Annotated in this window: 21 protein-coding genes and 1 pseudogene; 12 read left to right on the top strand and 10 right to left on the bottom strand. The window is 70.1% G+C overall.

The window, feature by feature from the left end; genetic code table 11:
- The first annotated feature begins 51 nt into the window (after positions 1 to 51).
- The 3 genes and pseudogenes from AB0959_RS34725 (at position 52) to AB0959_RS34715 (ending at position 2,924) form a co-directional block, all read left to right on the top strand.
- Complete coding sequence (locus tag AB0959_RS34725) at positions 52 to 1,086, top strand: LacI family DNA-binding transcriptional regulator (protein WP_366830701.1); 1,035 nt, start codon at positions 52 to 54, stop codon at positions 1,084 to 1,086.
- A 138-nt stretch (positions 1,087 to 1,224) separates the two neighbouring features.
- Positions 1,225 to 1,463, top strand: a pseudogene (locus AB0959_RS34720) (hypothetical protein); the annotation flags it as partial.
- 24 nt (positions 1,464 to 1,487) lie between these two features.
- Positions 1,488 to 2,924: a benzaldehyde dehydrogenase gene (locus AB0959_RS34715; protein WP_366830775.1), complete on the top strand. Its 1,437-nt coding sequence runs from the start codon at positions 1,488 to 1,490 to the stop codon at positions 2,922 to 2,924.
- Between the two features lie 93 nt (positions 2,925 to 3,017).
- Here the strand turns inward: AB0959_RS34715 and trxA are convergent, their stop codons facing one another.
- A complete protein-coding gene (trxA, locus tag AB0959_RS34710) occupies positions 3,018 to 3,410 on the bottom strand; it encodes a thioredoxin (RefSeq protein ID WP_366830700.1) in 393 nt (130 codons plus the stop codon).
- 130 nt (positions 3,411 to 3,540) lie between these two features.
- Here trxA and AB0959_RS34705 point away from each other — a divergent pair, with 130 nt between their 5' ends.
- Positions 3,541 to 4,992: an NAD(P)/FAD-dependent oxidoreductase gene (locus tag AB0959_RS34705; RefSeq protein WP_366830699.1), complete on the top strand. Its 1,452-nt coding sequence runs from the start codon at positions 3,541 to 3,543 to the stop codon at positions 4,990 to 4,992.
- 69 nt (positions 4,993 to 5,061) lie between these two features.
- Here AB0959_RS34705 and AB0959_RS34700 read toward each other — a convergent pair whose 3' ends face one another.
- Positions 5,062 to 5,718, bottom strand: a complete 657-nt coding sequence (locus AB0959_RS34700; protein WP_366830698.1) for a peptide deformylase — start codon at positions 5,716 to 5,718, stop codon at positions 5,062 to 5,064.
- Between the two features lie 186 nt (positions 5,719 to 5,904).
- Here AB0959_RS34700 and AB0959_RS34695 point away from each other — a divergent pair, with 186 nt between their 5' ends.
- On the top strand, positions 5,905 to 7,299 hold the full coding sequence (locus AB0959_RS34695; RefSeq protein ID WP_366830697.1) for a PepSY domain-containing protein: 1,395 nt from the start codon (positions 5,905 to 5,907) through the stop codon (positions 7,297 to 7,299).
- 96 nt (positions 7,300 to 7,395) lie between these two features.
- Here the strand turns inward: AB0959_RS34695 and AB0959_RS34690 are convergent, their stop codons facing one another.
- Complete coding sequence (locus AB0959_RS34690; protein WP_366830696.1) at positions 7,396 to 7,743, bottom strand: tetratricopeptide repeat protein; 348 nt, start codon at positions 7,741 to 7,743, stop codon at positions 7,396 to 7,398.
- Positions 7,744 to 7,896: 153 nt separating this feature from the next.
- Between AB0959_RS34690 and AB0959_RS34685 the strand changes: the two genes are divergently transcribed.
- Positions 7,897 to 8,862 carry a pirin family protein gene (locus AB0959_RS34685; protein ID WP_366830695.1) on the top strand — a complete coding sequence of 322 codons (966 nt, stop codon included), beginning with the start codon at positions 7,897 to 7,899 and terminating at the stop codon, positions 8,860 to 8,862.
- Positions 8,863 to 8,982: 120 nt separating this feature from the next.
- Here the strand turns inward: AB0959_RS34685 and AB0959_RS34680 are convergent, their stop codons facing one another.
- The 3 genes from AB0959_RS34680 to AB0959_RS34670 are packed head-to-tail and all read right to left on the bottom strand — an operon-like array spanning position 8,983 to position 12,513.
- Positions 8,983 to 10,536: a long-chain fatty acid--CoA ligase gene (locus AB0959_RS34680; protein ID WP_366830694.1), complete on the bottom strand. Its 1,554-nt coding sequence runs from the start codon at positions 10,534 to 10,536 to the stop codon at positions 8,983 to 8,985.
- A gap of 11 nt (positions 10,537 to 10,547) precedes the next feature.
- A complete protein-coding gene (locus AB0959_RS34675; protein ID WP_366830693.1) occupies positions 10,548 to 11,669 on the bottom strand; it encodes a DUF5938 domain-containing protein in 1,122 nt (373 codons plus the stop codon).
- Positions 11,670 to 11,709: 40 nt separating this feature from the next.
- A complete protein-coding gene (locus tag AB0959_RS34670) occupies positions 11,710 to 12,513 on the bottom strand; it encodes an SDR family NAD(P)-dependent oxidoreductase (protein WP_366830692.1) in 804 nt (267 codons plus the stop codon).
- A 238-nt stretch (positions 12,514 to 12,751) separates the two neighbouring features.
- On the opposite strand from AB0959_RS34670, the gene AB0959_RS34665 reads away from it, so the two are divergent.
- Entirely contained in the window at positions 12,752 to 13,387 is a 636-nt protein-coding gene (locus AB0959_RS34665; protein WP_366830691.1) for a TetR/AcrR family transcriptional regulator, read from the top strand.
- 233 nt (positions 13,388 to 13,620) lie between these two features.
- Here the strand turns inward: AB0959_RS34665 and AB0959_RS34660 are convergent, their stop codons facing one another.
- The 3 genes from AB0959_RS34660 to AB0959_RS34650 form a co-directional block, all read right to left on the bottom strand.
- A complete protein-coding gene (locus AB0959_RS34660) occupies positions 13,621 to 14,424 on the bottom strand; it encodes a GntR family transcriptional regulator (protein ID WP_366830690.1) in 804 nt (267 codons plus the stop codon).
- 297 nt (positions 14,425 to 14,721) lie between these two features.
- A complete protein-coding gene (locus AB0959_RS34655; protein ID WP_366830689.1) occupies positions 14,722 to 15,618 on the bottom strand; it encodes a hypothetical protein in 897 nt (298 codons plus the stop codon).
- A gap of 91 nt (positions 15,619 to 15,709) precedes the next feature.
- The gene (locus AB0959_RS34650) at positions 15,710 to 16,624 is read right to left on the bottom strand and encodes a VOC family protein (protein WP_366830688.1); all 915 of its coding nucleotides are present in this window, start codon (positions 16,622 to 16,624) and stop codon (positions 15,710 to 15,712) included.
- An 824-nt stretch (positions 16,625 to 17,448) separates the two neighbouring features.
- Between AB0959_RS34650 and AB0959_RS34645 the strand changes: the two genes are divergently transcribed.
- The 5 genes from AB0959_RS34645 (at position 17,449) to AB0959_RS34625 (ending at position 22,098) form a co-directional block, all read left to right on the top strand.
- Positions 17,449 to 18,345, top strand: coding sequence for a fumarylacetoacetate hydrolase family protein (locus AB0959_RS34645; protein ID WP_366830687.1), 897 nt, complete (start codon positions 17,449 to 17,451; stop codon positions 18,343 to 18,345).
- Entirely contained in the window at positions 18,342 to 19,457 is a 1,116-nt protein-coding gene (locus AB0959_RS34640) for an alcohol dehydrogenase catalytic domain-containing protein (RefSeq protein ID WP_366830686.1), read from the top strand. The genes AB0959_RS34645 and AB0959_RS34640 overlap by 4 nt, the downstream gene beginning before the upstream one ends.
- The gene (locus AB0959_RS34635) at positions 19,445 to 19,774 is read left to right on the top strand and encodes a helix-turn-helix domain-containing protein (RefSeq protein ID WP_366830774.1); all 330 of its coding nucleotides are present in this window, start codon (positions 19,445 to 19,447) and stop codon (positions 19,772 to 19,774) included. Before AB0959_RS34640 ends, AB0959_RS34635 begins: the two co-directional genes overlap by 13 nt.
- Before the next feature lie 57 nt (positions 19,775 to 19,831).
- Entirely contained in the window at positions 19,832 to 20,314 is a 483-nt protein-coding gene (locus tag AB0959_RS34630; RefSeq protein ID WP_366830685.1) for an IclR family transcriptional regulator C-terminal domain-containing protein, read from the top strand.
- Between the two features lie 449 nt (positions 20,315 to 20,763).
- Complete coding sequence (locus tag AB0959_RS34625; RefSeq protein ID WP_366830684.1) at positions 20,764 to 22,098, top strand: aromatic acid/H+ symport family MFS transporter; 1,335 nt, start codon at positions 20,764 to 20,766, stop codon at positions 22,096 to 22,098.
- 698 nt (positions 22,099 to 22,796) lie between these two features.
- Here AB0959_RS34625 and AB0959_RS34620 read toward each other — a convergent pair.
- Positions 22,797 to 24,719 carry a beta-galactosidase gene (locus AB0959_RS34620; RefSeq protein ID WP_366830683.1) on the bottom strand — a complete coding sequence of 641 codons (1,923 nt, stop codon included), beginning with the start codon at positions 24,717 to 24,719 and terminating at the stop codon, positions 22,797 to 22,799.
- Between the last annotated feature and the right edge of the window lie 2 nt (positions 24,720 to 24,721).

Below are 24,721 nucleotides of genomic sequence, written 5' to 3'. Positions count from 1 at the left end.
GACCTCCCCTGCCCGAACGCCCGTCACAGCTTCTGCAAAGATGCGTACGTCATGGTCCAGATACCGAACCAGCCCGCTCCTTCGTCGCCCGCACAGCGATCCGTGCCGACCAGTGCAGATGTGGCGCGCCTTGCGGGCGTCTCGCGCGCGACCGTCAGCTACGTCCTGAACAACACCAGCGCCGTCCGGATCAGCGAGCCCACGCGTCGCCGCGTCCACGAGGCGGCCAAGGAACTCGGATACGTGCCGCACGCGGCCGCCCGCAGCCTGCGCGCCGGACACAGCCGCCTGGTGCTGATGCCCGCTCCGCACGTCCCCGCGAACCCGCTGTACAGCGGGTTCATCTACGAGATCCAGTGGGCGCTCAGCCGCCTCGACTACACCGTCGTCCAGTACGGCAGCCTCGGTCTCCACGGTGACGAGGCCGCCCGGGCCTGGGCCGAACTGCGCCCGGTCGCGGTCATCGTACCCGGGGCCGGACTCGGCCCCAAGGGTGTCGCCGTCCTCAAGCGGTCCGGGGCCCGGGCCGTGGTCACCATGGGACCCGAGCCCGTCGAGGGCTCGCACGGGATGCTCCTGGACCACCGTGAGGTCGGGCGCAGCGCGGCGGCCCACCTGCTGGCCCGCGGCCGCCGTCGCATCGGGGTGGTCATGCCCGAGGAGCGGGGCCTGAGCGTCTACTCGCGCCCCAGGCTCGCCGGTGTGCGACAGGAGTTGCAGGACACCGACGCCACGGTGACCGAACTGCCGCTCGCCTACGAGGAGAACGCCGCGGTCGAACTCGCCGGGCGCTGGCGCTCCCTCGGCCTCGACGCCGTGTTCGGGTACAACGACGAGTACGCGATGCTGCTGATGCGTGCCCTCCAGGACGAGGGCATCGCCGTTCCCGAGGAGACGGCCGTGATCGGCGCCGACGACCTCGTGCTCGGCCGGCTGCTGCGGCCCCGTCTGAGCACCGTTCACCTGGAGCTGCCCGCCGGGCGTGAACTCGCCGACCTGGTGGACCGGGTGGTCCGCGATCCCGGCGGGGTCCCCGAGACGAACCACGTGCTCGGGTTCCGCGTGGTGCACCGGGAATCGAGCTGACGGGCCGCCCGCCCGCCGACTGCCGCATCGTGCGGACCGAGGTCCTGAAGGGCCTCGCCGACCCCCGAGTCGCCCACGGCACATCACTGTCGTCCGAGGGCCGAGTCCGCCCGACTCCTGGGCGGACAACCGAACTCGTGTGTCGATCTGGTGTGGCGGGCAACACGTTTCTCCTATGACATGACTAGGATGTTGCGCGCTCAACAAGATGGGGCGTCTTCGACCACCGCCCTCAGCCCGCGCGGCTGCGGCGGATCACGGCGTCCCGCCACGCGGCCGCCGCACCGGCCGCCAACCACACGGGACTCCCGTTCGCGCCGCGAGCCCCCGGGTACGAGCCCGGTTCGTGCGACGGGAGTCATCAGTCCCACCGGTGATCAGTGACCGATCGGAGCGCCGTCATGCCGCTGCTCGACCCGAAGACCTGGCAGTCCCGCACCCTGTCGGGGGGTGAGTACGCCGTCACCGAGCCGGCGACCGGCGAGACGCTCGCCACCGTCACGCTGGCCGCCGCCGCCGACGTGGCGACGGCCGCGCGTCAGGCCCGTGCCGCGCAGGCCGAGTGGGCCCGCACCCCGCACTTCGTCCGCGCCGGAGTGCTGCGCAGGGCGGGCGACCTGTTCACCGCGCACGCCGAGGAACTGCGCGACTGGATCGTGCGGGAGTCCGGCTCCATCCCCGGCAAGGCCGAGTTCGAACTGCACGTCGCGGCCCAGGAGTGCTACGAGGCCGCCGCGCTGGCCTCACGCCCGGCCGGCCAGATACTTCCCTCCGAGGCGCCCCGGCTGTCGTACACGCGCCGGGTACCGGCGGGTGTGGTCGGGGTGATATCCCCGTTCAACGCACCGCTGATCCTGTCCATCCGCTCCGTCGCCCCGGCCCTCGCCCTCGGCAATGGCGTCGTCCTGAAGCCCGACCCGCGCACCGCCGTCTGCGGCGGGCTCTCGCTGGCCGCCGTCCTCGCCGAGGCCGGGCTCCCCGAGGGACTGCTGCACGTGCTGCCCGGCGGTCCGGAGGCGGGCCAGGCGCTGGTCGCCGACCCGCTCGTGCCCGTCATCTCCTTCACCGGGTCGACGGCCGCCGGACGCGCCGTCGGCGAGGCCGCGGGCCGCCACCTCAAGCGCGCACACCTGGAGCTGGGCGGCAACTCCGCGCTCGTCGTGCTGGAGGACGCCGACATCGACGCGGTGATCTCCACGGCCGCGTGGGGGTCGTTCTTCCACCAGGGCCAGATCTGCATGACCACGGGCCGCCACCTCGTCCACGCCTCGCTCTACGAGGAGTACGTCGAACGGCTCGCGGCGAAGGCCGACGCGCTCGCCGTCGGCGACCCGTACCGCGAGCAGGTCCACCTCGGCCCCATCATCGACGACAACCAGCTCGCCAAGATCCGGGGCCTGGTGGAGTCCAGCACGGCACAGGGCGCCAAGCTCGCGGCGGGCGGCACGCACGAGAGGCTGTTCTACCGGCCGACCGTCCTCGCCGGAGTCGACGACGCGACGCCCGCGTACGCCGAGGAGGTCTTCGGTCCGGTCGCGCCCGTGCGCTCCTTCAAGGACGTCGACGAGGCTGCCGCCCTCGCCGCCGACGGCCCGTACGGGCTGTCCCTGGGCATCGTCACCCGCGACACCGCACGCGGCCTCGACCTGGCCGAGCGCATTCCGACCGGCATCGCCCACATCAACGACCAGACCGTCAACGACGAGGCCGTCGCCCCGTTCGGCGGGATCGCCGCCTCCGGCACCGGCGCCCGCTTCGGCGGCGAGGCCAATCTGGAGGCCTTCACCGAACTGCGCTGGACGACGGTGCGCGGGGACGTGGCGGCGTACCCCTTCTAGGCGACCGGTTCCGGAGACCGATTCAGGAGACCGGTTTCAGGCGACCGGTGCCGGGTGACCCGCCCCCTCGGGTCGCGTGGTCTCGCGCGGGACCTACTGGACCTGGCCGTTGCCCTCGGCCTGGGCCTGCTGCTCGACGACCGCCTTGCGGACCTCGTCCATGTCCAGGTTCCGGGCCTGCCCGATGACGTCCGTCAGGGCGGACTCGGGCAGGGCACCGGGCTGTGCGAACACGGCGACCTGGTCACGAACGATCATGAGCGTCGGGATCGACTGGATGCCGAAGGCCTGGGCCAGCTCCGGCTGGGCCTCGGTGTCCACCTTTCCGAACACCAGGTCCGGGTTGTCGTCGGCCGCCTTCTCGTAGACCGGTGCGAACTGGGTGCACGGCCCGCACCAGGACGCCCAGAAGTCGATCAGGACGAATTCGTTGTCCGTGACCGTCTGGTCGAAGTTCTCCTTGGTGAGCTCCACGGTGCTGCTCATCGCGTGTATCCCTCTCCTGGTGGTTCGTGGCCCGGAGGCCGAGCCGGTGTAGACAACGTCGCCGTCGGGCGGCGTATTCCGCGCGCGTACCCGTGTGGCCACGGCGCACACCACCAACCAGACTGACCTCATGACGGACACGGAATCCGCAGAACACACAGCATCCAACACATACGACGTCGTGGTGCTCGGCGCCGGGCCCGTGGGGGAGAACGTGGCCGACCGCACCCGCGCGGCCGGCCTGTCCACCGCGGTCGTGGAGAACGAACTCGTCGGCGGCGAGTGCTCCTACTGGGCCTGCATGCCCAGCAAGGCCCTGTTGCGCCCGGTCATCGCCCGAGCGGACGCACGCCGCGTGCCGGGCCTGCGACATCTGGTGCAGGGGCCCCTCGACGCGGCCGAGGTCCTCGCCCACCGCGACTACGAGACCTCGCACTGGAAGGACGACGGCCAGATCCGGTGGCTGGAGAGCATCGGCGCGGACCTGTACCGGGGCCGCGGACGCCTCGACGGCACCCGCCGGGTCACGGTCGACGGCCCGGACGGCACCCGCCAGGTACTCACCGCCCGGCACGCCGTGGCCGTGTGCACCGGCAGCCGGGCCGTCGTGCCCGACCTGCCGGGCCTGGACCGGGTACGGCCGTGGACGAGCCGTGAGGCCACCAGCGCCCACGCCGTGCCCGGCCGGCTGGTAGTGGTCGGCGGCGGCGTCGTGGCCGTGGAGATGGCCACGGCCTGGCAGGCGCTCGGCTCCCGGGTCACCATGCTCGTCCGCGGCAAGGGCCTGCTGCCCCGCATGGAGCCCTTCGCCGGGGAACTGGTCGCCGAGGCGCTGGGCGAGGCCGGCGTGGACGTGCGCATGGGGACGTCGGCCGAGTCGGTCAGCCGCGAGAACGGAACCGTCGTCGTGCGCACCGACGCCGGGGACCGCGTCGAGGCTGACGAGATCCTTTTCGCCATCGGGCGCGCCCCGCGCACGGACGACATCGGCCTCGACACGGTCGGCCTGGAGCCCGGTTCCTGGCTGCCGGTCGACGACAGCCTCCGCGTCACGGAAAGCGACTGGCTGTACGGCATCGGTGACGTCAACCACCGGGCGCTGCTCACCCACCAGGGCAAGTACCAGGCTCGAATCGCGGGCGCCGCCATCGCCGCCCGCGCGGCCGGCGTACCCCTCCTGGAGACCGACTCCTGGGGCGCGCACGCCGCCACCGCCGACCACGTCGCCGTACCCCAGGTCGTGTTCACCGACCCGGAGGCCGCGGCCGTGGGCCTCTCCCTGGCCGAGGCAGAACAGGCCGGCCACCGCGTCCGCGCCGTGGACGTCGACCTCGCCTCGGTCGCCGGAGCAGGCCTCTACGCCGACGGCTACCGTGGCCGCGCGCGCATGGTCGTCGACCTGGAGGCGGAGATCCTGCGGGGCGTCACCTTCGTCGGCCCCGGCGTCGGCGAACTGATCCACTCGGCGTCGATCGCGGTCGCCGGACAGGTCCCGGTCAGCCGTCTCTGGCACGCGGTCCCGTCCTACCCGACGATCAGCGAGGTCTGGCTGCGGCTGCTGGAGGCGTTGCGGGACACGTGAGCCTGTGCGTGCCGGTGCCGGTGCCGGGGTCGGCACGACGATACGGAGCCGGTCGCTGGTCGCCGGTCGTCAGCCGGGCAGCGTGAAGCCGAGGGACCGGGCCGCCCGGTGCGGCACCGGCTCGTTCCAGAGGTCGGCCATGGCCTGGTTCGAGGACAGCGAGCGCAGTTCGGCGCGGTCGAGGTAGAGCGTGCCGTCCAGGTGGTCCGTCTCGTGCTGGACGATACGGGCCGGCCAGCCGGAGAACTCCTCGTTCACCGCGCGGCCGTGCTCGTCCAGCCCCGTGAGCCGTACCCGGGCGGGCCGGGCCACCACGGCCTGCCAGCCCGGCACGCTCAGGCAGCCCTCGAAGAACGCGGCACGCTCGCCGCCCACGGCCTCGTACTCCGGGTTGACCAGGACGCGGAACGGCTGAGGCTCCCGGCCGCGGGCGAGCCGCACCTCCTCGGGCACCGGCGCCGGATCCTCGATGACGGCGATCCGCAGCCCCACCCCGACCTGCGGCGCGGCGAGCCCGACACCGGGCGCGGCGTGCATGGTCGCGCGCAGGGCGACGACGAAGCGGACGAGGAGCGCCGGATCCAGCTGGCCGTCGAAGGGCTCGGCCGGCCGGCGCAGCACGGGGTCGCCCGCGGCGACGATCGGCAACGGGCCCTCGTGGGAGAGGAGTTGCTCGACCCGGTCACGGAGCGGGAGGGAGGTCGGACGGTCGCTCTCTGATGCCATCGCGCCAGCATGCCAAGACGCGTCGCGCGATGTGGGGCGGATCGGCCGGAAGAGGTACAGACCACACTGTCACAGCGCCGATCTCCGGTGTGATGGGCGTCACGCGCGCGGCCGGGAACTCGATGCCCTCCGGCTCCGACTACTGGACCGCAACGACGTTCCCTTCCTCCCCGGAGTAGCCCGCCGATGTCCACCGCTCCCACGACCGAGACGGGCGAGTCCCCGAAACCCGTCCCCGACGCACCGGAACCCCGGGCCGCCGCCCTCAGGACGCTCAGACCGCTCGTGCTGCGGCTGCACTTCTACGCCGGTGTGCTCGTCGCCCCGTTCCTGCTGGTCGCCGCGCTGACCGGCATGCTGTACGCGGCCTCGTTCCAGGTCGAGAAGATCGTGTACGCGGATGAGCTGACCGTCCCGGTCGGTGACCGCGAGCTGCCGATCTCCGAGCAGGTGGCCGCCGCCCGCAAGGCCCACCCCGAGGGCACGATCTCCGCCGTACGGGTGTCGCCGGAGGACGACGCCACGACCAGGGTGCTGCTGTCCGGGGTTCCCGGCGTCGACGAGACCCACGTGCTCGCGGTGTTCGTCGACCCCTACACCGCCAAGGTGCGCGGCTCGCTCGAACAGTACGGCTCGACGGGAGCGCTGCCGCTGCGGACGTGGATCGACGAGTTCCACCGCGACCTGCACCTCGGGGAGAACGGCCGCCTCTACAGCGAACTCGCGGCCAGCTGGCTCTGGGTGATCGCGGCCGGCGGAATCGCGCTGTGGTTCGGCCGTCGCAGGGCGCAGCGCAAGGTGCGCGGCACCAGCGGCCGGCGCCGCACCCTCGGCCTGCACGGCACCGTCGGCGTGTGGGCGGCCGCCGGGTTCTTCTTCCTCTCCGCGACGGGCCTGACCTGGTCCGCGTACGCCGGGTCCAACATCGACACCCTGCGCACCTCGCTCGGCCAGGCGACCCCGGCGATCTCGGCGGCCGCGGGCGACCACGCGGGCCACGGCGACGGCGGGGGAGCGTCCGGCAAGCCGGCCGAGGGCGACCTCGACAAGATCCTCGCGGCGGCGCGCGCCAAGGGCCTCGGTGACCCGGTCGAAATCGTGCCGCCCGCCGACGCGGCCTCGGGGTACGTCGTGCGGCAGATCCAGCGCAGCTGGCCCGAGAAGCAGGACGCGGTGGCCGTGGACCCGGCGACCAACGAGGTCACGGACACCATCCGGTTCGCCGATTTCCCCGTACTCGCCAAGCTCACCCGCTGGGGCATCGACGCCCACACCGGCGTCCTGTTCGGCCTGGTCAACCAGCTCGCCCTGATGGCCCTGGCGCTCTCGCTGATCCTCCTCATCCTGTGGGGCTACCGGATGTGGTGGCAGCGGGGTCGCGACTCGGCCTTCGGGCGCCCCATCCCGCGCGGCGCCTGGCAGCAGGTACCCCCGCAGATCCTGGTCCCGGCGCTGGCGGCCGTCGCCGTCCTCGGCTACTTCGTCCCGCTCCTGGGCATCCCGCTCGCGGCCTTCGTCGTGGTGGACGTCGTGCTCGGCGAGATCGCGTACCGGAAGGGCAGGCGGACGTACGCGCAGTAGGGCGATGTGCGCGCGTACGGCGGCGGGCTCACCTCAGGGGTGAGCCCGCCGTTCGTGCGATGACCGCTCCGTTTCCCGGGTTCTTTGAACGCTCTGTCAGAGCTGCTCGAAGTCGCCGGCGAGGGCGGAGGCGATCCGCAGGTGCGACTCCGCCTCCTCGTGCCGCCCCTGCCGCTCCAGGGTGCGCCCCAGCATCAGCCGGGCGTAGTGCTCCACCGGATCGCGCTCGACGATCACGCGCAACTCGGCCTCCGCGCGGCGCAGCTGGGCCGAGTGGTAGTACGCGCGCGCCAGCAGCAGCCGCGGTCCGGTCTGCTCCGGCACCTCCTCGACCAGCCCGCCGAGGGTCCGCGCCGCGGCCGTGTAGTCCTTGGCGTCGAAGAACATCCGCGCCCGCTCCCAGCGCTCCGCGGCCGTCCCGTGGTCGTAGTACGTCGTGTCCACTCGTGACCTCCTTCGCGGCGTACAACCCTCGGAGGCGGTTGAACATTCCACTACTTGCCCCGGGACGGTGAGCTCGACCGGGCCGCATCCGAACGCCCTTCCGCAGGCAGGGATGGCCTGACGTGGAGGGGGCGACGGGTCTAGGTTGAGCGCATGAGCAATCTTGATCGTGAGGCCGTGCCCGCGATGTGCGGTGGGCGGGGTTTCGTGGTGGCCGAACCGGTGCGCGAACTCCTCAGCCCCCGTCGGGTGCAGCTCGGCGAGTCCACCGAGGTCCGCCGGCTGCTGCCCAACCTGGGCCGCCGCATGGTGGGGGCGTGGTGCTTCGTCGATCACTACGGCCCGGACGACATCGCCGACGAGGCCGGCATGCAGGTCCCGCCGCATCCGCACATGGGCCTGCAGACCGTCAGCTGGCTGCACGAGGGCGAGGTGCTGCACCGCGACTCCACGGGCAGTCTGCAGACGATCCGCCCGCGCGAGCTGGGCCTGATGACCTCCGGCCGGGCCATCAGCCACTCCGAGGAGAGCCCCCGGTCGCACGCCCGCTTCCTGCACGGCGCCCAGCTGTGGGTCGCGCTGCCGGACGGTCACCGCCACACCGACCCGCACTTCGAGCACCACGCCGAACTGCCGGTCGTCACGGCACCCGGCCTCAGGGCCACCATGGTCCTGGGCACCGTGGACGGCGCGAGCTCGCCCGGCACGACGTACACCCCGATCGTCGGCGCCGACCTGTCCCTCACCCGCGGCGCCGACGTACGCCTGCCGCTGGAACCGGACTTCGAGTACGCCGTCCTCTGCATGTCCGGCGAGACCCACGTCGACGGCGTCCCCGTCCTCCCCGGCTCCATGCTCTACCTCGGCTGCGGCCGCACCGAACTCCCGCTCCGCGCCGAGTCGGACGCGGGCTTGATGCTCCTCGGGGGTGAGCCGTTCGAGGAGGAGCTGATCATGTGGTGGAACTTCATCGGGCGTACGCAGGAGGAAATCGAAGCGGCCCGGAAGGACTGGATGGAGGGCTTCCGCTTCGGTGAGGTGAAGGGGTACGACGGGGGTCCGCTGGCTGCTCCCCAACTGCCGCCGGTGGCGCTGAAACCGCGGGGGAGGGTGCGCTGAACTGCGGTGGTGTGCCGTGGGTGCGTCACCGTCAGGTGCCTTGTCTCCCGAGCGACCTGCTCGGCCATGACCAGGCAGGTCTCGCTTCTGCCGGGCTTGCTGAACGGGACCCGCACCTACTCAGGCATGCGAACTCCCGTGCAGCAGGCGGGATTTGACCTCGGTCTTGAGAACCTTGCCGACCTTTGACCGGGGGAGATCCGGCCATACCTCGACCTGTTTGGGGGCTTTGACGCTCCCGATGCGGGCCTTCACGAAGGCACGCACCTCGTCGTCGGCGACGCCCTGGCCGGGGTGGAGTTGCACGACCGCCGTCACCCGCTCGCCCCACTTGTCGTCCGGGAGTCCGACGACCGCGCAGTCCTGGACGGCCGGGTGCTCCATCACGGCCTGTTCGACTTCGGCGGAGTAGACGTTGAAGCCGCCGCTGATGATCATGTCCTTCGCGCGGTCGACGATGAAGAGGTAGTTGTCTTCGTCGAGGTAGCCGATGTCCCCGGTGTGGTGCCAGCCGTGCCGGGAGGCCTCCTCGGTGGCTGACGGGTTCTTGTAGTAGCCGGCCATCACCAGGGATCCGCGCACCACGATCTCACCGCGCTCGCCGGGCGGCAGCAGTCGGCCCTCGCGGTCCATGATGGCGACGGTCACGAGGGGGGCGGGGTGCCCGGCGGAGGTGAAGCGCTCGACGGCGAGCGAGCCGTCGGCGTGGAAGTGCTCCTCGGGCGCCATCGTTGAGATCATCATCGGCGCCTCGGACTGGCCGAAGAGCTGTCCCATCACCGGGCCGATCCGGTCGATGGCCTCCTCCAGCCGTGCAGCCGACATGGGGGCCGCGCCGTACCAGAGGCAGCGCAGGGATGTCAGGTCGGTGGATGCCAGAGCGGGGTGGCCGAGGAGCATGTAGATCAGGGTCGGGGGCAGGAAGGTGTGGGTGACGCGGTGGCGTTCGACCTGTGCGAGGAAGTCGGTGAGGTCGGGGGCCGGCATGATGACGATCTCGCCGCCGAGGGTCATGACGGGGAAGCACAGCACTCCGGCGGCATGGGTCAGCGGGGCGAGCGCCAGGTAGACCGGGCGGATGCCGAAGGGGTAGCTCATCAGTGTCAGCGCCGACATCGTCTCGATGTTGCGGTCGGTGAGCATGACGCCCTTGGGACTGCCGGTGGTGCCACCGGTACCGACGAGCATGACGGTGTCGTCGGCCGGCGATGCGTCCCATGGCTCGACGGGCACGTCGGCCAGCCAGCGCGCGAAGGGGATGCCCAGGCCCGGGGATCCGTCTGTTCCGTCGAGGCAGACCAGCGTGGTCAGTTTCGGCAGGTCCGGGAGGATCTTCGCGACCAGGGGGGCGTAGGCCTTCTGGAAGATCAGGCAGGTGCAGTCGAACAGGTCCAGCAGGTCGCGGTTCTCGGCGGCCTCGTTGCGGGGGTTGACCGGGCACCACACGGCGCCCGCCCGGGAGATGCCGAAGACGCAGGAGAACGCGGTGGGATCGTTGGCGGACAGGACCGCCACTTTGTGACCCGGCCGTACGCCTGACCGGTCCAGGGCTCGGGCCACCCGCCAGGACAGTTCCCGCACCTCGCCATAGCTGAGGGATCGGTCCCCCGTGGTGAGGCAGGGCGCTGAGGAGCCCAGCGAGGCGCCCTTGTCGAGGTAGTCGGTCAGACGCACGGCAGGACCTTTCAGCTGTGAACGGTGAGCACCGGGTCGAGGACGAGCCCGAAACTCCTGAGGACGCCCAGCAGTTCGCGATGGCCGAAGGCCTGGCAGGCCGAGGCCAGGCCGACGCGGCGGGGCGGCTGCTGGAGCAGTGAGTACGCGGCGTACGCCTGGAGCAGCCCGGTCTGCTTGTAGTTGCTGTTGCCGTGAATCACGCAGTGGGCGCGGCCCAGCGGGCCCGAGGCATGGACGGAATCCACCGAGGTGTTGATCCGCGGGTTCTCCCGGGGCGGCATGCCGGCCTGGACCGAGGCGGCCACCTGTGCGAGGGCGGCGTCCTGTTGGTCGGCCGGGAGGGTCTTGATCTGCGACTCGACCATCTTCACCGTGTCCACGACGCCCTGCATGACGGCGCGGTCCGTGACCCCGCCGAGCACCCTGCAGGTTGCCACCCTCGGGTCGTTCCTGAACCACACGGGGTGGCTGGTGCCGCCCCACGGCAGGGCCAGCGCCGTTTCGTGCCGTCCGGGGACGGCGACCTCGACGGCGGTGAGAGGGTCCCACTTCTTGTACTGGTTCTCCTCCAGGTAGTGCCAGTCGGCCTTCAGGATGGTGAAGATCGTCTGCGTGGAGGCGTAGGTCGGGAATCCCTTCCAGAGGACGAGGATGTCGAGGGTGTCCAGTCCCGGGGTCTCCAGGCAGATGTTGGCGGCTATCTCGCCGGTGGTGTACATCTGCGCGACGCCGGGGGAGAGCAGGAGGCCCTTCTCGGCGTACTGGTCGCCCCACCGGGCCTGGGCGTCGAGGACCCAGTCCTGCTCGCCGGTGGTGTCGAGGTAGTGGCAGCCGGCCGCGAGGGCGCCCTCCACGACCTCCGGCCCGTACTTGATGAAGGGGCCGACCATGTTGCACACGACCCTGGCGTCGCGGAAGAGCTCGGTCAGCGGTCCGACCGCGTGCTCGACCTCGACGACCTCGTGCTCCACGGTGTCGATGCCGGGGACCTTGTCGAGGACTTCCTGGATGCGCGCCTTGTCGCGCCCGGCGGCGATGAAGGGGACGTTGTACTCGCGGAGGTACTCGCAGACGAGCCGGCCGGTGTAGCCGGAGGCGCCGTAGACGACGACGGGCTTGTCACTGTTCATGGTCGTGAGTCCTTTCGGAGGAGGGGGAATCCAGGGCCCGTCACATGCCCATGCCGCCGTCGACCGGCAGGCCGGCGCCGGTGATGAAGCGGGCACCGTCGGAGGCGAGGAAGACCACCGCGTCGGCCATGTCGGCGACCTCGCCGAGCCGGCCGAGAGGCGTCAGGCCGATCACCTCGCCGACTGCTGCCTCCGCGCTGGGGAAGATCCCGAGGGTTTCCATGTCGGCCGCGAGCCTGGTGCCCATCTCGGTCGGTACGAGGCCGGGGTAGACGCAGTTGACCCGCACGCCGTAGCCGAGCTGCCCGGACTCCAGCGCGGCGACCCGGGTGAGCCGGTCGACCGCCGACTTCGTCGCGGAGTAGCCCGCGATGGCGGGGAACGCGATGGTCGCGGCGACCGACGAGATGTTGACGACCGCACCGCCGTTGCCGGCCGGTCCGCCTGGGCGCATCGCGCGGAACGCGTGCTTGACACCCAGCGCCGTCCCGAGGACGTTCACCTCCAGCATCCGGCGAACGTCGGCCGGGTCGAGGTCGACGACCAGACCGGAGATCTCTATCCCGGCGTTGTTGACGAGGATGTCCAGGCCGCCCAGCTCGGCGATCGTCTGCGCCACCGCCGCTTCCCAGCTCGCGTCCTCGGTCACGTCGAGCGAGACGAACCCGGCGGTGGCGCCGGACTCCCGCAGTGCCTCGGTCGTGGCCTTGCCCGACTCCTCCTGGATATCGCCGATGACGACGGCCGCGCCGGCCCGGGCAAGGGCCTCGGCCATCCCCGCGCCCAGTCCGCGGGCACCGCCCGTCACCAGGGCCTTGCGTCCGGTCAGGTCGTACACACTCATGGAACATCTCCTCGTTGAGATGACTGCACCGCGTGGCAGCGCCGCACGCTCAGCCGCGGACCAGTAGCCCGGACCGTGGGGCGCATCGCCAGAGTCCAAGAGTCCTTGACAGTCGTCAAGACTTTCTTTGACGACTGTCAAGATTTTTGCTGTGAGCCCGTCGCGGGCCGCGATAGCCTGGTGAGGGCCCGTACGGTGCGGGCGGGCAGAAGGGCCGACGGAGGCGGGGAGACGTGCTGTGACCCAGGTCGTGGGCAAGAACCAGGATCGGATCTCCCGGAGGCAGGTCGACAAGTTCGCCGAGCGGCGGGCGCAGCTCGCCGCGTCCGCGCTGCGGACGCTGTCCGAGCTCGGCTATGCCCGTACGAGTCTGCGTGAGATCGCACAGAACTCCGAGTTCTCCCATGGCGTCCTGCACTACTACTTCCGCGACAAGGTGGAGCTGATCACCTACTGCGTGCGGCAGTACAAGGCGGAGTGTGTCACCCGCTACGACAAGATCGTCATCACCGCCGGCTCGGCCGAGGAGCTCAAGCGGGGCTTCGGTGCGGCGATGGCCGGTACGTTGCGTGAGGACGCGACGATGCACCGGCTCTGGTACGACCTCCGGAACCAGGGCCTGTTCGAGGAGTCCTTCCGCGACGATGTCCTCGAGATCGACCAGAGCCTGGAACAGATGATCTGGCGCATCGTCAGTCACTACACGGAACTCGTCGGTTCGCCCGCCGCGGTGTCCCCCGCGGTGGCTTACGCGATCTTCGATGGGCTGTTCCAGCAGGCACTGCTCAAGTACCTGACCGGGCATGACAGTGCCCCGGCCGATCTGCAGACGAGTGTGGAACAAGTCCTGGAGCGGTTGGTCACACTCACGTGAGTCGGACGGTGCACGCTCCCAGGGACGGGGCGACGGGCGCCTTCGACAAGTGACCTGGCCGGACATGGCGTGCCCTGCTTCAGAGGCCCTACGTCCTGCGGGAGCGTGTAGAGAGCTGCTCGCGAGTGTCGTCTCGGGCGACGACGCCTACTGCGAGGAGCACAAGGCGGCCGACCCGAACTGGACACCGATGGTTCCTTGAAGCGACCGTGGTCCGACGGGCATCACCGAGGTCAGGACTGACCCGTGCCCGCGATCCCCAGGGCCGTCCGCGTCGCCACGGGTTCGTACTCGGGGGCGATGTCCGCCAGCACGCTCAGAGCGGTGCGCGCCAAATGACGGGCGACCACGCGTGCGGCTTCGGCCGGGTCGCTCGTGCGCAGTGCCTCCAGGAGCGCTTCGTGCTCCGCGTATGCCTTGCCCCATGAGGCGGGCGCGCCCAGCTGAGCCAAGCGGATGTAGCGCTCGCTGTGTTCGCCGAGCGACGCGAGCATGCGCTGCAGGTGTGGCCCCACCGCCTGGGTGGCGATGCTGTGGAACTCGTGGTGCGCGGTGTGCCACTCGTCCGGCTGTTCGTCGACCGCCAACCCCTGCATCCGCTTCAGGGCGCCGCTCATGCGTTCGATGTCCTCAGCCGTGAATGACTTGGCCGTCATGCTGACAGCGAGCGTTTCGAGCATGATGCGGGCCCCGTAGACAGCGTCCAAATCCTCGGGGTCCACTGCCCGCACCCGTGCTCGCTGGTCGGGCCGCGCGTCGATGAGCCCCTCTTCCTGGAGCAGCCGGAACGCCTCGCGCATCGGCGTACGGCTGACGCCCAGCTTCCGGGCCATTTCCGCTTGGAGCAGCACCGACCCCGGGGGTAGCTCGCCGCTGAGGATCATGGTGCGCAGCCGCCCGTGAACGTCGAGAGCCAGGCGGCGCCCGCCCGCGGCGGCTGCCGGGCTTTCGCCCGCTGGCACGGCCTGAGCCTGCCCGTCGCTGCTGTGGTCGGCCGGCTGCTGTTCCTCGGGGGACTTGTTCCTGCTCCTGATCACACGGGGAGTCTACCCAGTGTGTATGCAGCCGATACGGCAGATCCTCTCAACTCCAGCCTGATCGCCCGCATGTCTGTCCTCGGCCAGGTTCGGACGACGCGCGACTGTATCCACCTGCGGTGGAAAGGCAGGGCCGTCGCCCGGTCGGCTGGACCCGGCGACGGCCCCGCTTCATCGCTCGAGAACGAGGGCAAGGCCCTGCCCCACGCCCATGCACAGGCTCGCCACACCGAGGCCCGAGCCCGCGGCAGCGAGTTGGTGGGCGAGCGGGATTCTCCGGCTCGGTGACGGCTGGCGTCAGCGTCCCTGACCGGGACCGATAAGGGATGTGAGCGGGCAGGCGGGCCGCCAATCCGGGGTGAAGCGGCGGCGCAGGCCGGCCACCGCCTCCATGCCGCGCAGGGTCACCTCGGGTGAGGTCGACAGTCCGGCGGGCCCGAGGAGGCCGGGGACCGCGGCCCGGACGGCGGCCTCGGGCAGACCGTGCCGCAGCAGAGCCGCCTCGATGCCGGGTGGGCCGGAGGTCAGCAGTTCCTCGGTACTCAAGCGGCAGACCTCGACGTAGGCACGGGTGTGCCACGTGGTGGCGGTGTCGCGAGGGGCGACCACCACGTTGGTGATGAGGTCGGGTGCGACCTGAAGGTGGCCGCCGACGCGCGGGAGTCCCTTCTCGGCGGCCAGGACGTCGAACGGCGGGTGGAGAGTGGTCCCGTCCACAGCACCCGTCGGCAGGATCTGGAACCTCTGCAACGTACCCCCCACCTGGACGAGTTGGTCGTCGGCCACCGGCGAGCAGGCGACGTCGGCGAGCACGGCGCGCAGCACGAACGCGAAGGCGCCTTGCGCGTTGTCGACCGCCCATCGGTCCGTCGGCAGGGGCGCTCCGGGACGCCGGTGAACAACCAGTTCGCCCATGCCCTCGGCCCGGACAGCCACCGGATCCCGCTTCAGCAGCCCACGCAGCAGATGGTCGGGAGAGGTGTGCATGATGTCGAAGTCGTCAGCGTTCCAGCCCGCCATCTGCTGGTCGGAGGAGACGACCTGCACGAGGTTCACCTCCAACCCCGCCTGCTCGAAGTACCCGGAGCAGATGGCGTGGTAGAGATGCACGTTGCCGGCGCCGGGGAAGACACCCACAGTCAGCTGTCGGATGGGTTCACCGGGCGGGCGGAGCGCATTCAGCGTGGTAGACATGCTCCGTTGCATGGGATGGTTCCTCTGGGTCAGAAGGCAGGGGCTGAAAGTTGTCGGCCAGGGGCGTTCGGCGGTTACCCGATGACGACGATCAGGCGGGCTTCTCTTCCTGGTTGGTGATGAAGTCGGCCGGCGCCTCGGGGCTCCAGACGGCGGCCGGGCAGTCCCAGTCGTTCGGCTGCCAGTTCTCCGTGATGCAGTCCATGTCACTGGAGTACTCGATCCAGCTGCCCCAGGGGTCCTGGATGTAGTGGAAGAGGTTCGAGCCGAGGGTGTGACGGCCAAGGCCCCAGCCCTTCGTGTGGCCCTCGGCGGCCATGTTCCGCGCGCCCGTGGCGATCTGGTCGATGTCGGCCACCATCCAGCTGGAGTGGTGCAGGCCGGGGTGCTCCGCCGGGACGAAACCGAAGACATGGTGGTCGCCGGGCCCCGAGTTCAGGAAAACGGGCCCGTTGACGATCCGGTCCGACAGGCGCAGCCCGAGTGTGCGGGTGTAGAAGGCCTCGGAGGCGCTCACATCGGAGCTGAAGATCAGCATGTGGCCGAGACGCTGGGGGCGGGTCTTCTCGGTCGCGTTCAGCCAGCGGGCCTGGTCGATACGGCGGACCCGGTCGCCGACGTTGGCGTCCTGAGCGTCCGTGGTCCCGAACGCGCGCCAGGGGGCGATCCCCTCGTCACGGAGGTTGACCAGGTTTTCCTCGTGATCGCGGAACCACAGCCCGCCGGGCGCATCGGCCGGCGCGTCCAGGAGTTTCAGGTCCAGGTCCTCCAGATGCCGCTGCCACTCGGGCAGCGAGTCCGGGTCCACCGCGAACGCCACGTGGTGCAGCCGCTTGGCCGGCCCCTCCGTCAGCACCGTCTGGTCCTGCTCCCGGCCGTCACAGCGGATCACGACCGCGTTGCCACGCTCCGCCGCCTGCAGTCCGAACGCGCTGTAGAAGTCCGCGCCCGTATCGAGCGACGGCACCTGGAGTCCGTAGTGCAGGAGACCTTTGACACGCAACATGTGCACTCCTCATGGTTCTGGCGAACCCGCATCCCACACGGGCACCCAGGTCAAGTGTGTACACATTATGGGCTTGGCGTCCAGGTGTCCGCCAAACCCTTTCCATTCCGGGATCGCCGAGTGGGCGAGATGCTGCGCCATGAGCCGCACGGCTCGGTGCGACTCATCGGCGCGACCGCGACGAACGGGTCGCAGCACTCCTGACGGCGCCATGCACGCCGGTCCGGGTGTCGTTCCCGCCGCATCCGGACACAGCACTCACTGCGCTCGGCGGAGGCCATGGGTGCGCGGCACTGTCGGCGTACACCGGACGACGGGGAGCCGTCGGAAGGCACAGCGGACCTCATGCCGGGTCGTGGAGTCCCCGACCTGTTGCGCGCGGTCCATGTCTTGCAGCTGGGCCGACGCGCCCTGCGCCTCCTGGCGGGTCAGGCGCGCCGCGGTGAAGCGCACGCCCATGCGCTCAAGGGAGATCCATGTCATCTAGAGGCAGTCCAGGTCGGCGGCATCCGGCGACGTCACCCGACCGCGGTGATTGAGTTCGGCCTGCTTCCACTCCGAGCCCGGCGGCAGGGCACCTTCGAGGATCAACAGTCGGTGGTGTGGATCTTGACGCTGGTGCGTCCGTGGTGCGAGGTGGCGGGCCGGGGCGGGTCGTCGAGCAGGCCGGCCACCCCGTCCGCGCCGCTCCCGCCGCCCGTGTTCGATCGATGAGTGCCTGGCTCCCGCCATCGACCGTTATGCATCCCGAAACTCGCCCTTCCCCTCTCAATGTGTATGCACTATGGTTCTGCTGCTTCAGAGAGCCGCTTGCCGGAGGAAACATGACACCGCCTGAATGGTCGCTGGTGCAGTACCGGGTCGATGAGTCGGAGAAAGTTGCCGTCGGTGCGTACACCGACGGGACCGTGGTCCAGGGGCCGCCCGGGACCGAAGGCCTGACGCTGATGGAAGTGCTGGGCCGATGGGAGTCGCTCGCGCCGCTGTTCCGTGACTGGACGCCGGCAGCGTCCGACGTCGTTGCGGGCGCCCGACTCGCTCCGCCGCTGACGTATCCCGGCAAGGTGCTCTGCGCGGGCGCCAACTACTGGGACCACATCGCCGAGATGGGCTGCGAGCGCCCGGACGAGCTGGGTGACCCGTTCTTCTTCCTCAAGCCGCCGACGACGACCGTGACGGGACCGGGGGACCCGGTGCCGCTGCCCGCCTACCCGGACGCCCGCGTCGACTGGGAAGCGGAACTGGCCGTCGTCATCGGCAGAAGTGGCCGCAACCTCGCGCCCGAGCAGGCCATGGACCATGTGGCCGGCTACCTCGCGGCGAACGACATCTCAGCCCGGGACCGGCTCAAGGCCGCGAACCCGGTCGCCGACCCTTTCACCTACGACTGGGTCGGCCACAAGGGACAGGACGGCTTCTGCCCGCTCGGCCCCGGACTCGTGCCCGCCTGGCAGATCACCGACCCGCAGAACCTGAAAATCCAGCTCAGCATCAACGGAGTGGTGAAACAGGACTCCTCCACGGCGCAGATGATGGTGAAGATCCCCGAGGTGGTCGCGGCGGCCAGCCGCATCACCCGCCTTGAACCTGGGGACGTCATCCTCACCGGCACACCGGCCGGCTGTGGCGTACCGCGCGGGGAGTTCCTGGCTGTCGGCGATGACATAGTGATTGAAATCGAGCGGATCGGCCGTCTGGAGAACACGGTGGTGGCGTCATGAGCATCACGTTGCCCGCTTCCGAGCTCGGCTGGTCCGATCCGCTGCCGGTGCCCGCAACCATGAGAGCCATGCTTTTCCGCCGATTCGGACCGCCCGACGTCCTGGAGCAGGCCACGGTGGACACACCGCGCCCCGGCCCCGGAGAGGTCCTCGTCCAGGTCGCCGCGGTCGGTATCGGCCGGCTGCTCGACCTCACGGCCCGCGCCGGCAACCACCCCTACGCCACCATCGAGCCGCCCCACATTCTGGGCGCGGACCACGCCGGCACCATCGCCGCACTGGGCGAGGGCGTGGACTCCGTACAGGTAGGTGACCGTGTGGCCGTCCTGCCCGGTGTCGCCTGCGGCACCTGTGCTTACTGCGCCGACGGCCGCGAGGAAGTCTGCGACGCTCTGACCGTGATAGGCACCCACCACCCCGGTGCCTACGCGCAGTACTGTGCGGTGCCCGCGCGCAACGTCCACAAGGTCCCGGACGGCATTCCGGCCGCGATGGCCGCCTCGCTCGCACTCCTCGGCACGGTCGCCGCCAACCAGATGGCCCAGGCAGGACTCCGCCCCGGACAGTGGGTACTCGTCCAGGGCGCCTCCTCCGCGCTCGGCTCCACCACGGCTGCCTACGCCCAGCACCTGGGCGCAAAGATCATCTCGACCTCCCGCTCGGCACAGAAGCGCGCGGCCATGGCCGCGGCGGCAGCCGACCTCGTGCTGGACACCAACGCGCCGGACTTCGTGGAGCGGGTACGCGAGGCGACCGGCGGTCGCGGCGTCGACATCGCCGTCGACAACCTCGGCGACCCGGCCGTCTGGGACGCCACCATCGACTCCCTCGCCCGCGGCGGCACCGTGGTCACCTCCGGAGCCTTCCTCGGCGGCCAGGTCAAGATCAACCTGCGGCGCGTCTACTCCGACTGCCACCGCATCATCGGGGTCCGCACCGGTAACCCGGCCGCAGTGGCGGAACTGTGGACGCAGGTGGAGAAGGGCTTCCGTGCGGTCGTCGACACCACGTTCCCCATCGCCCGCGCCGCCGACGCCCACCGCTACATGGAGGACGACAACAGCCTCGGGCGGGTGGCGCTCACGCTGCGCCCCGAGGACTGGGACGCGTAACGGCACCCGGTCCTCGGCCCCGGCCCTCGGCCGGCTGCCGGTGGGACAACCTTGGGGACGGTGCGGATCAGTCGTCTTCAAGGCGTGTCCCGCCGGGGCCTCACTGTCGCCGCGGGCCCCGCCGCCACGTCTGGGAGAGATCACGCGCCGCTTCTCGCAGACGCAACCAAGGGCGCCCGGAGCTGACCCTCGCCCAGATCTGCCGTCTCACCGGCCCCCGCCATGCCACCGCGCATCGGCTGGTCGGCGAACTGGCGGACTGGGGAGCGCTGGAACGGGTGTCCGGTGGCGCCTACGTCATCGGCCTGCACCTTTGAGAGCTGGGCACGCTCAACCCCCGAGGTCTACCTCTGCGCGTCCGAGCAATGCCCGTCATGGAAGATCTGCACACCGCTACGCGGCAGTACGTGCATCTGGCCGTTCTCGACGGTACCGACGCCCTCGGCGTCGAGCGGATCTCCGCGGCAGCAGCCGTTTCCGGTGGTGTCCAACGTCGGGGGCGGCTGCCCAGGCATGCGTCCGCCGTCGGCCAGATACCGCTGGCGCACGCAGGTGAGGCACAGTTCGCCGCAGTCGTACAGGACGGCCTGGCCCGTCTCACGCCCGGGACCATCACAGATCCGGCCACGCTGCGTCTGACGCTGGCGGAGTGCCGACGTACCGGCGTCGCGGTCGTCCACGAGGAGGTGAGCCCGGACGCCCATTCGGTGGCGGTGCCGGGCACCGGCTCGACAGGTCGTGTGGTCGCCGCCTCGTCCGTCGTATGCGCCGTCGCCCGAACCCGTCTGCTGGTCCCCGCTGTCGTGCCGGCCGGCCGCGGCATCTCCCGGGGCCTCGGCGCGAGTGCCGTTCCGTAAGCCGCTACCTCCCTCAATGTGCATACACATACACCAGTTTGAGTTGTGCGTAGCCTGAGTTCGCTCCCTGGCCCCCGAACCGCGGCCCCATCAGGATATTCGCCGCATACCGACCGTTCATCTACGGGCACCAGCGCAAAGCCGGTTGCCAGAGGGCATCGCCACAGCCTCCGCCCGCGCCGGGTATCCGGTCCAGGTTTCCCGTACGGAACCCTTTACAGTCCCGTCATAGTGTGCACACTTAGCGGTCAAGGTGGGGTGCAGGCGATGCAGTCAGGCCCTCGAGTCGAGGACACCCGCTGATCAAGGCCGCGTGTGCCCGCAGTCAACGGGGCCTGCGCCCGCCGCCTTCCAGTGCGAGAGAGATACCACCGACAAAGCCCAGTGAGAGGGATGTCATGCACGAAGAGAGCCGCGGAGGAAGTGGTGGCAGAGCCACCTGGCCTCCGGTGACCTTGCTGGTACTCGCGATCTGTGGATTCGCCATCGTCGCCGACGGATACGACGTCGTCATTTACGGCGCTGTCATCCCGTCCCTGCTCCACGAACACGGGTGGGGTCTGACACCTGCCGGTGCCGGTCTGATCGGTTCCTTTGCTCTGATCGGGATGCTCATAGGAGCCACGACCGTCGGTACGCTCACCGACATACTGGGCCGCCGCAGGATGCTGATCGGCTGTCTGGCCTGGTTCTCGGTGATGACAGGCCTGTGCGCGATCGCGACCTCCCCAGAGGTGTTCGGCGCCTTCCGGTTCCTCGCCGGTCTCGGCCTCGGCGGCGTACTGCCGACCGCCTCCGCTCTCAGCGGTGAATACTCACCCCCCAAGGCACGCAATCTCGTCTTCGCCATCATCTTCAGCGGCTTTCCCGTGGGTGGCATCATCGCCGCTTTCACCGGGATGTTCGTGATACCCCGGTTCGGCTGGCAGGCGATGTTCCTGCTCGGTCTCCTCCCACTGGTCCTGATCGTGCCCGTGGCCTTGAAGTTCCTGCCCGAGTCAATCGCCTTCCTGCGGGCGAAGGACAGGCACGCCGAGGCGGAGAAGACAGCCCGGCGCTGGAACATCCCTCTGGAAGACACACGCGAAGAGGCATCGACGTCGACGCAGGCACCGACCGGAACAGCTTCGGACAACATGCCGCCGGTGAAGGCCCTGCTCTCGCGCAACTACGTCGTGGCGACCCTGTGCTTCCTGGCCATGTCGTGCCTGTGCTTGTTCATGATCTACGGATACAACACCTGGCTCCCGGAGATCATGCGCCGGGCCGGCTACTCCTCCGGTTCCGCACTCGGCTTCCTCCTGATGTTCAACCTCGGTGCTGTCGTCGGCCAGCTCCTCATCTCCCTGGCCGCCGACCGACTCGGCTCGAAGCCGATCATCGTCACGACCTACCTCTTGGCCGGCCTTGCCGTGATCCTCCTCAGCCTGCGGTTGCCGACGGCGGTGCTGTACGCCGCCGTTGCGCTCGGCGGTGTCGGAGCGATGGGAACGCAGACATTCGTCCTCGCGTACGTCTCCAAGTACTACCCAGCACGGATGGGCGCCACAGCGATGGGCTGGGCACTGGGCTTCGGCCGCCTCGGGTCGATGCTCGCACCGCCGCTGCTCGGGCTCATCATCGGGGCGGGGCTGGCGTTCCAGTGGAACTTCTACGCCCTCGCGGTACCCGCCATCATCGGTGCCGCACTGATCGGACTGGTTCCCAGCGCTCCCGGAGAGGAGGCGCCGAAGGGACACGCGAGCACGGACGCGACCATGCGCTCCCTGCCGGAGCCGACCTGACCAGCACGCCGCGATCGGCCCCGACACCGACTGGGCACCCGGAAGCGGGTGCCCAGTCGGTGTCGGTGTCCACACGTGCACACACCGGAAAGGTGATCAAGACAGGGCCTGGTCACCCCGAGATCGGCGACAGAGCCCGGGACGGGTCTGTAGCCCTTCTCGTCGCTGCTGAGGCAGTTGTAGCCTCAGCGGCGCCCGTTTTCTGCCTGCCATCGCTGGTCTCTGCGGCCACGGAGTCCGCCTGCGCCAAGGGGGCGCTGAACCCGCTGGCCGACTGACTGACCGCGCTCTGGGCCTGGTCCGCTGTGACGGACGTCGAAGGTCAAGGGCTTGCGGCCCCCGAGTGGCAGAAGACTTGGCTCAATCACCGCGCGGCAGATCGTCGCCGTCGCAGCCTCATCCGGGCCTGCTCGACGGCCGCTCCGCGGAACATCAGCGGCAAGGCCACGTTTTCACCGAGGGCAGTTCCGACGGCAGCCGGTCGGGCCGGTTCGTGAGGGCTGGACGATTATCCCCTTGGCTTCGTCGGCGGGAACTCCGTGGTCGGCTCGGCCCTGCATCCCGCCGTCGGCCGACCAGCCAGTGCAAGCGGGCGCCCAGCTTCTCGATCGTGTCGTCGTGGTGCTCCGCGGCGGTCCGGTCGGACCTGGGCCGCGTATCTGGCGTGGTGCGGCGGTCCGGTCCCTTCGGCAGGCGGGTCAGTGTGGTTCGCGGACGACGGCGACGCCTCCAGGCGGGAGGGTGACGGTACCCGTGGCTGGTGTGCCGGTGAGGAGTTCGACGCCTTCGGCGGGCGCCTCGGCGCCCTTTCCCGCGTGGTCGATCAGGAACAGGTAGTCGGCCTCCGCGCCGCGGCGCCGGACGACCTCGACTCCGGCAGGCGCCTCATGCTCCGGTGACACGCCGGCATCCTGGCGGATGCGGTGGAGCAGCGCGGCGAGCGTGTCCTGGTCGGGGTGGGTGGCCACATACCAGGCGGTGCCGTTGCCGTGCGGGTGGCGGGTGACGGCAGGGTGGCCGGCCAGTGGGCCGTCGGCGTGGGAAGCGACGGCCAGCGCGCCGGTGAGCCGAATCCGTTCCGACCACAGGTCGGCTGTGGCGCCGGAGGGGACCTCGCCGATCAGGCCGGTCGTCTGTCCCGGCAGCAGAGGGAAGAGCTCGTCGGTGACCACCCCGAGGACATCACGGAACGCGCCGGGGTAACCGCCGAGGTACACGTGGCAGTTGGCGTCGACCATACCGCTGTGGAAGCCGACGGCCAGTGTGCCCCCGCGCTCGGCGAACCGGGCGAGGTTCGTTGCGGCTGCCTCCGTGACCAGGTACAGCGAGGGTGCCAGGACGAGTTTGTAGCGGTCGAGTTCGGGGTCCTCGGGGCGTACGAAGTCGACGGCGACCCCTGCCCGCCAGAGGGGGGTGTACCAGTCCCGTACAAGGTCCTGGTAGCGCAGTTCCCCGCTGGGCTGGGAAGGCAGTTCCAGTGCCCAGCGGGCGTCCCAGTCCCACACGATCGCCACCTGCGCCGTGCTGGTGGAATCCCGCACTTCGGCCAACGCCCGGAGGTCCGCGCCGAGTTGGACGACGTCCTGCCAGATCTGGCTGTCGGTTCCGGCGTGCGGGAGCATCGCCGAGTGCCACTGTTCGGCTCCGGCCTTCGCGGCCCGCCACTGGAAGAACGCGATGCCGTCGGCGCCGTGGGCCACGTGGGCCAGGGCGTTGCGCCGCATCTCCCCAGGGAGCTTGGCACGGTTGACGGGCTGCCAGTTGACGGCACCGGGCGCGTGCTCCATGAGGAACCACGGGCCACCCGCGAGCGAGCGCATCAGGTCGCCGTGGAGGGCGATGTCGACCTCGGCCTCCGGGTCGTCGGACAGCAGGTAGTGGTCGTTGGAGAGGATGTCCAGCTCCGGTGCCCAGCGCCAGTAGTCGAGGGCGTCGATGGTGCGTAGGACCAGGAAGTTGGTGGTGGCGGGGATATCCGGAGCGGCCCGGCGCAGCACCTCACGTTCGGCCGTGCACAGGGTTAGCAGTTCGTCGGAGCAGAAGCGGCGCCAGTCCAGCCGGTGGGTGGGGTTCGGGGGAGCCGAGGTGGCGCGAGGCGGAAGGATCTGGTCCCAGTCGTAGTACCACTGGCTCCAGAAGGTGGTGCCCCAGGCGTGGTTGAGGGCGTCCAGGTCGTCGCCGTAGCGGGCGCGCAGCCAGGTGCGGAAGGCGGCGGCGCTGGTGTCGCAGTAGCAGGCGTCGTTGTGGCAGCCGTACTCGTTGTGCACGTGCCACATGGCGACGGCCGGGTGGGCGGCATAGCGCTCGGCGAGGGCTCCGGCGATGCGCAGCGCCGCTCTGCGGTAGGCGGGACTGCTCGGGCAGAACGTCTGGCGGCTGCCGTACGACAGTCGGCGGCCGTCCCGGTCGACCGGCAGCGCTTCCGGGTGCTTGTGGAAGAACCAGGCCGGCGGTGCCGCCGTCGGTGTCGCCAGGTCGGCGGCGATGCCGTTCTCTTGGAGCAGGTCGAGGATCTTGTCCATGCGGGCGAAGTCGTAGACGCCCTCGGCCGGTTCGAGCAGGGCCCAGGAGAAGATGCCGACGCTGACCATGGTGACCCCGGCCTCGCGCATCAGGCGCATGT

Source organism: Streptomyces sp. NPDC046862 (genome assembly GCF_040704615.1).
Taxonomy (GTDB): Bacteria; Actinomycetota; Actinomycetes; order Streptomycetales; family Streptomycetaceae; genus Streptomyces.
The sequence above is the reverse complement of the archived record's forward strand: the minus strand, read 5'-3'. Positions and strand labels throughout refer to the sequence as shown.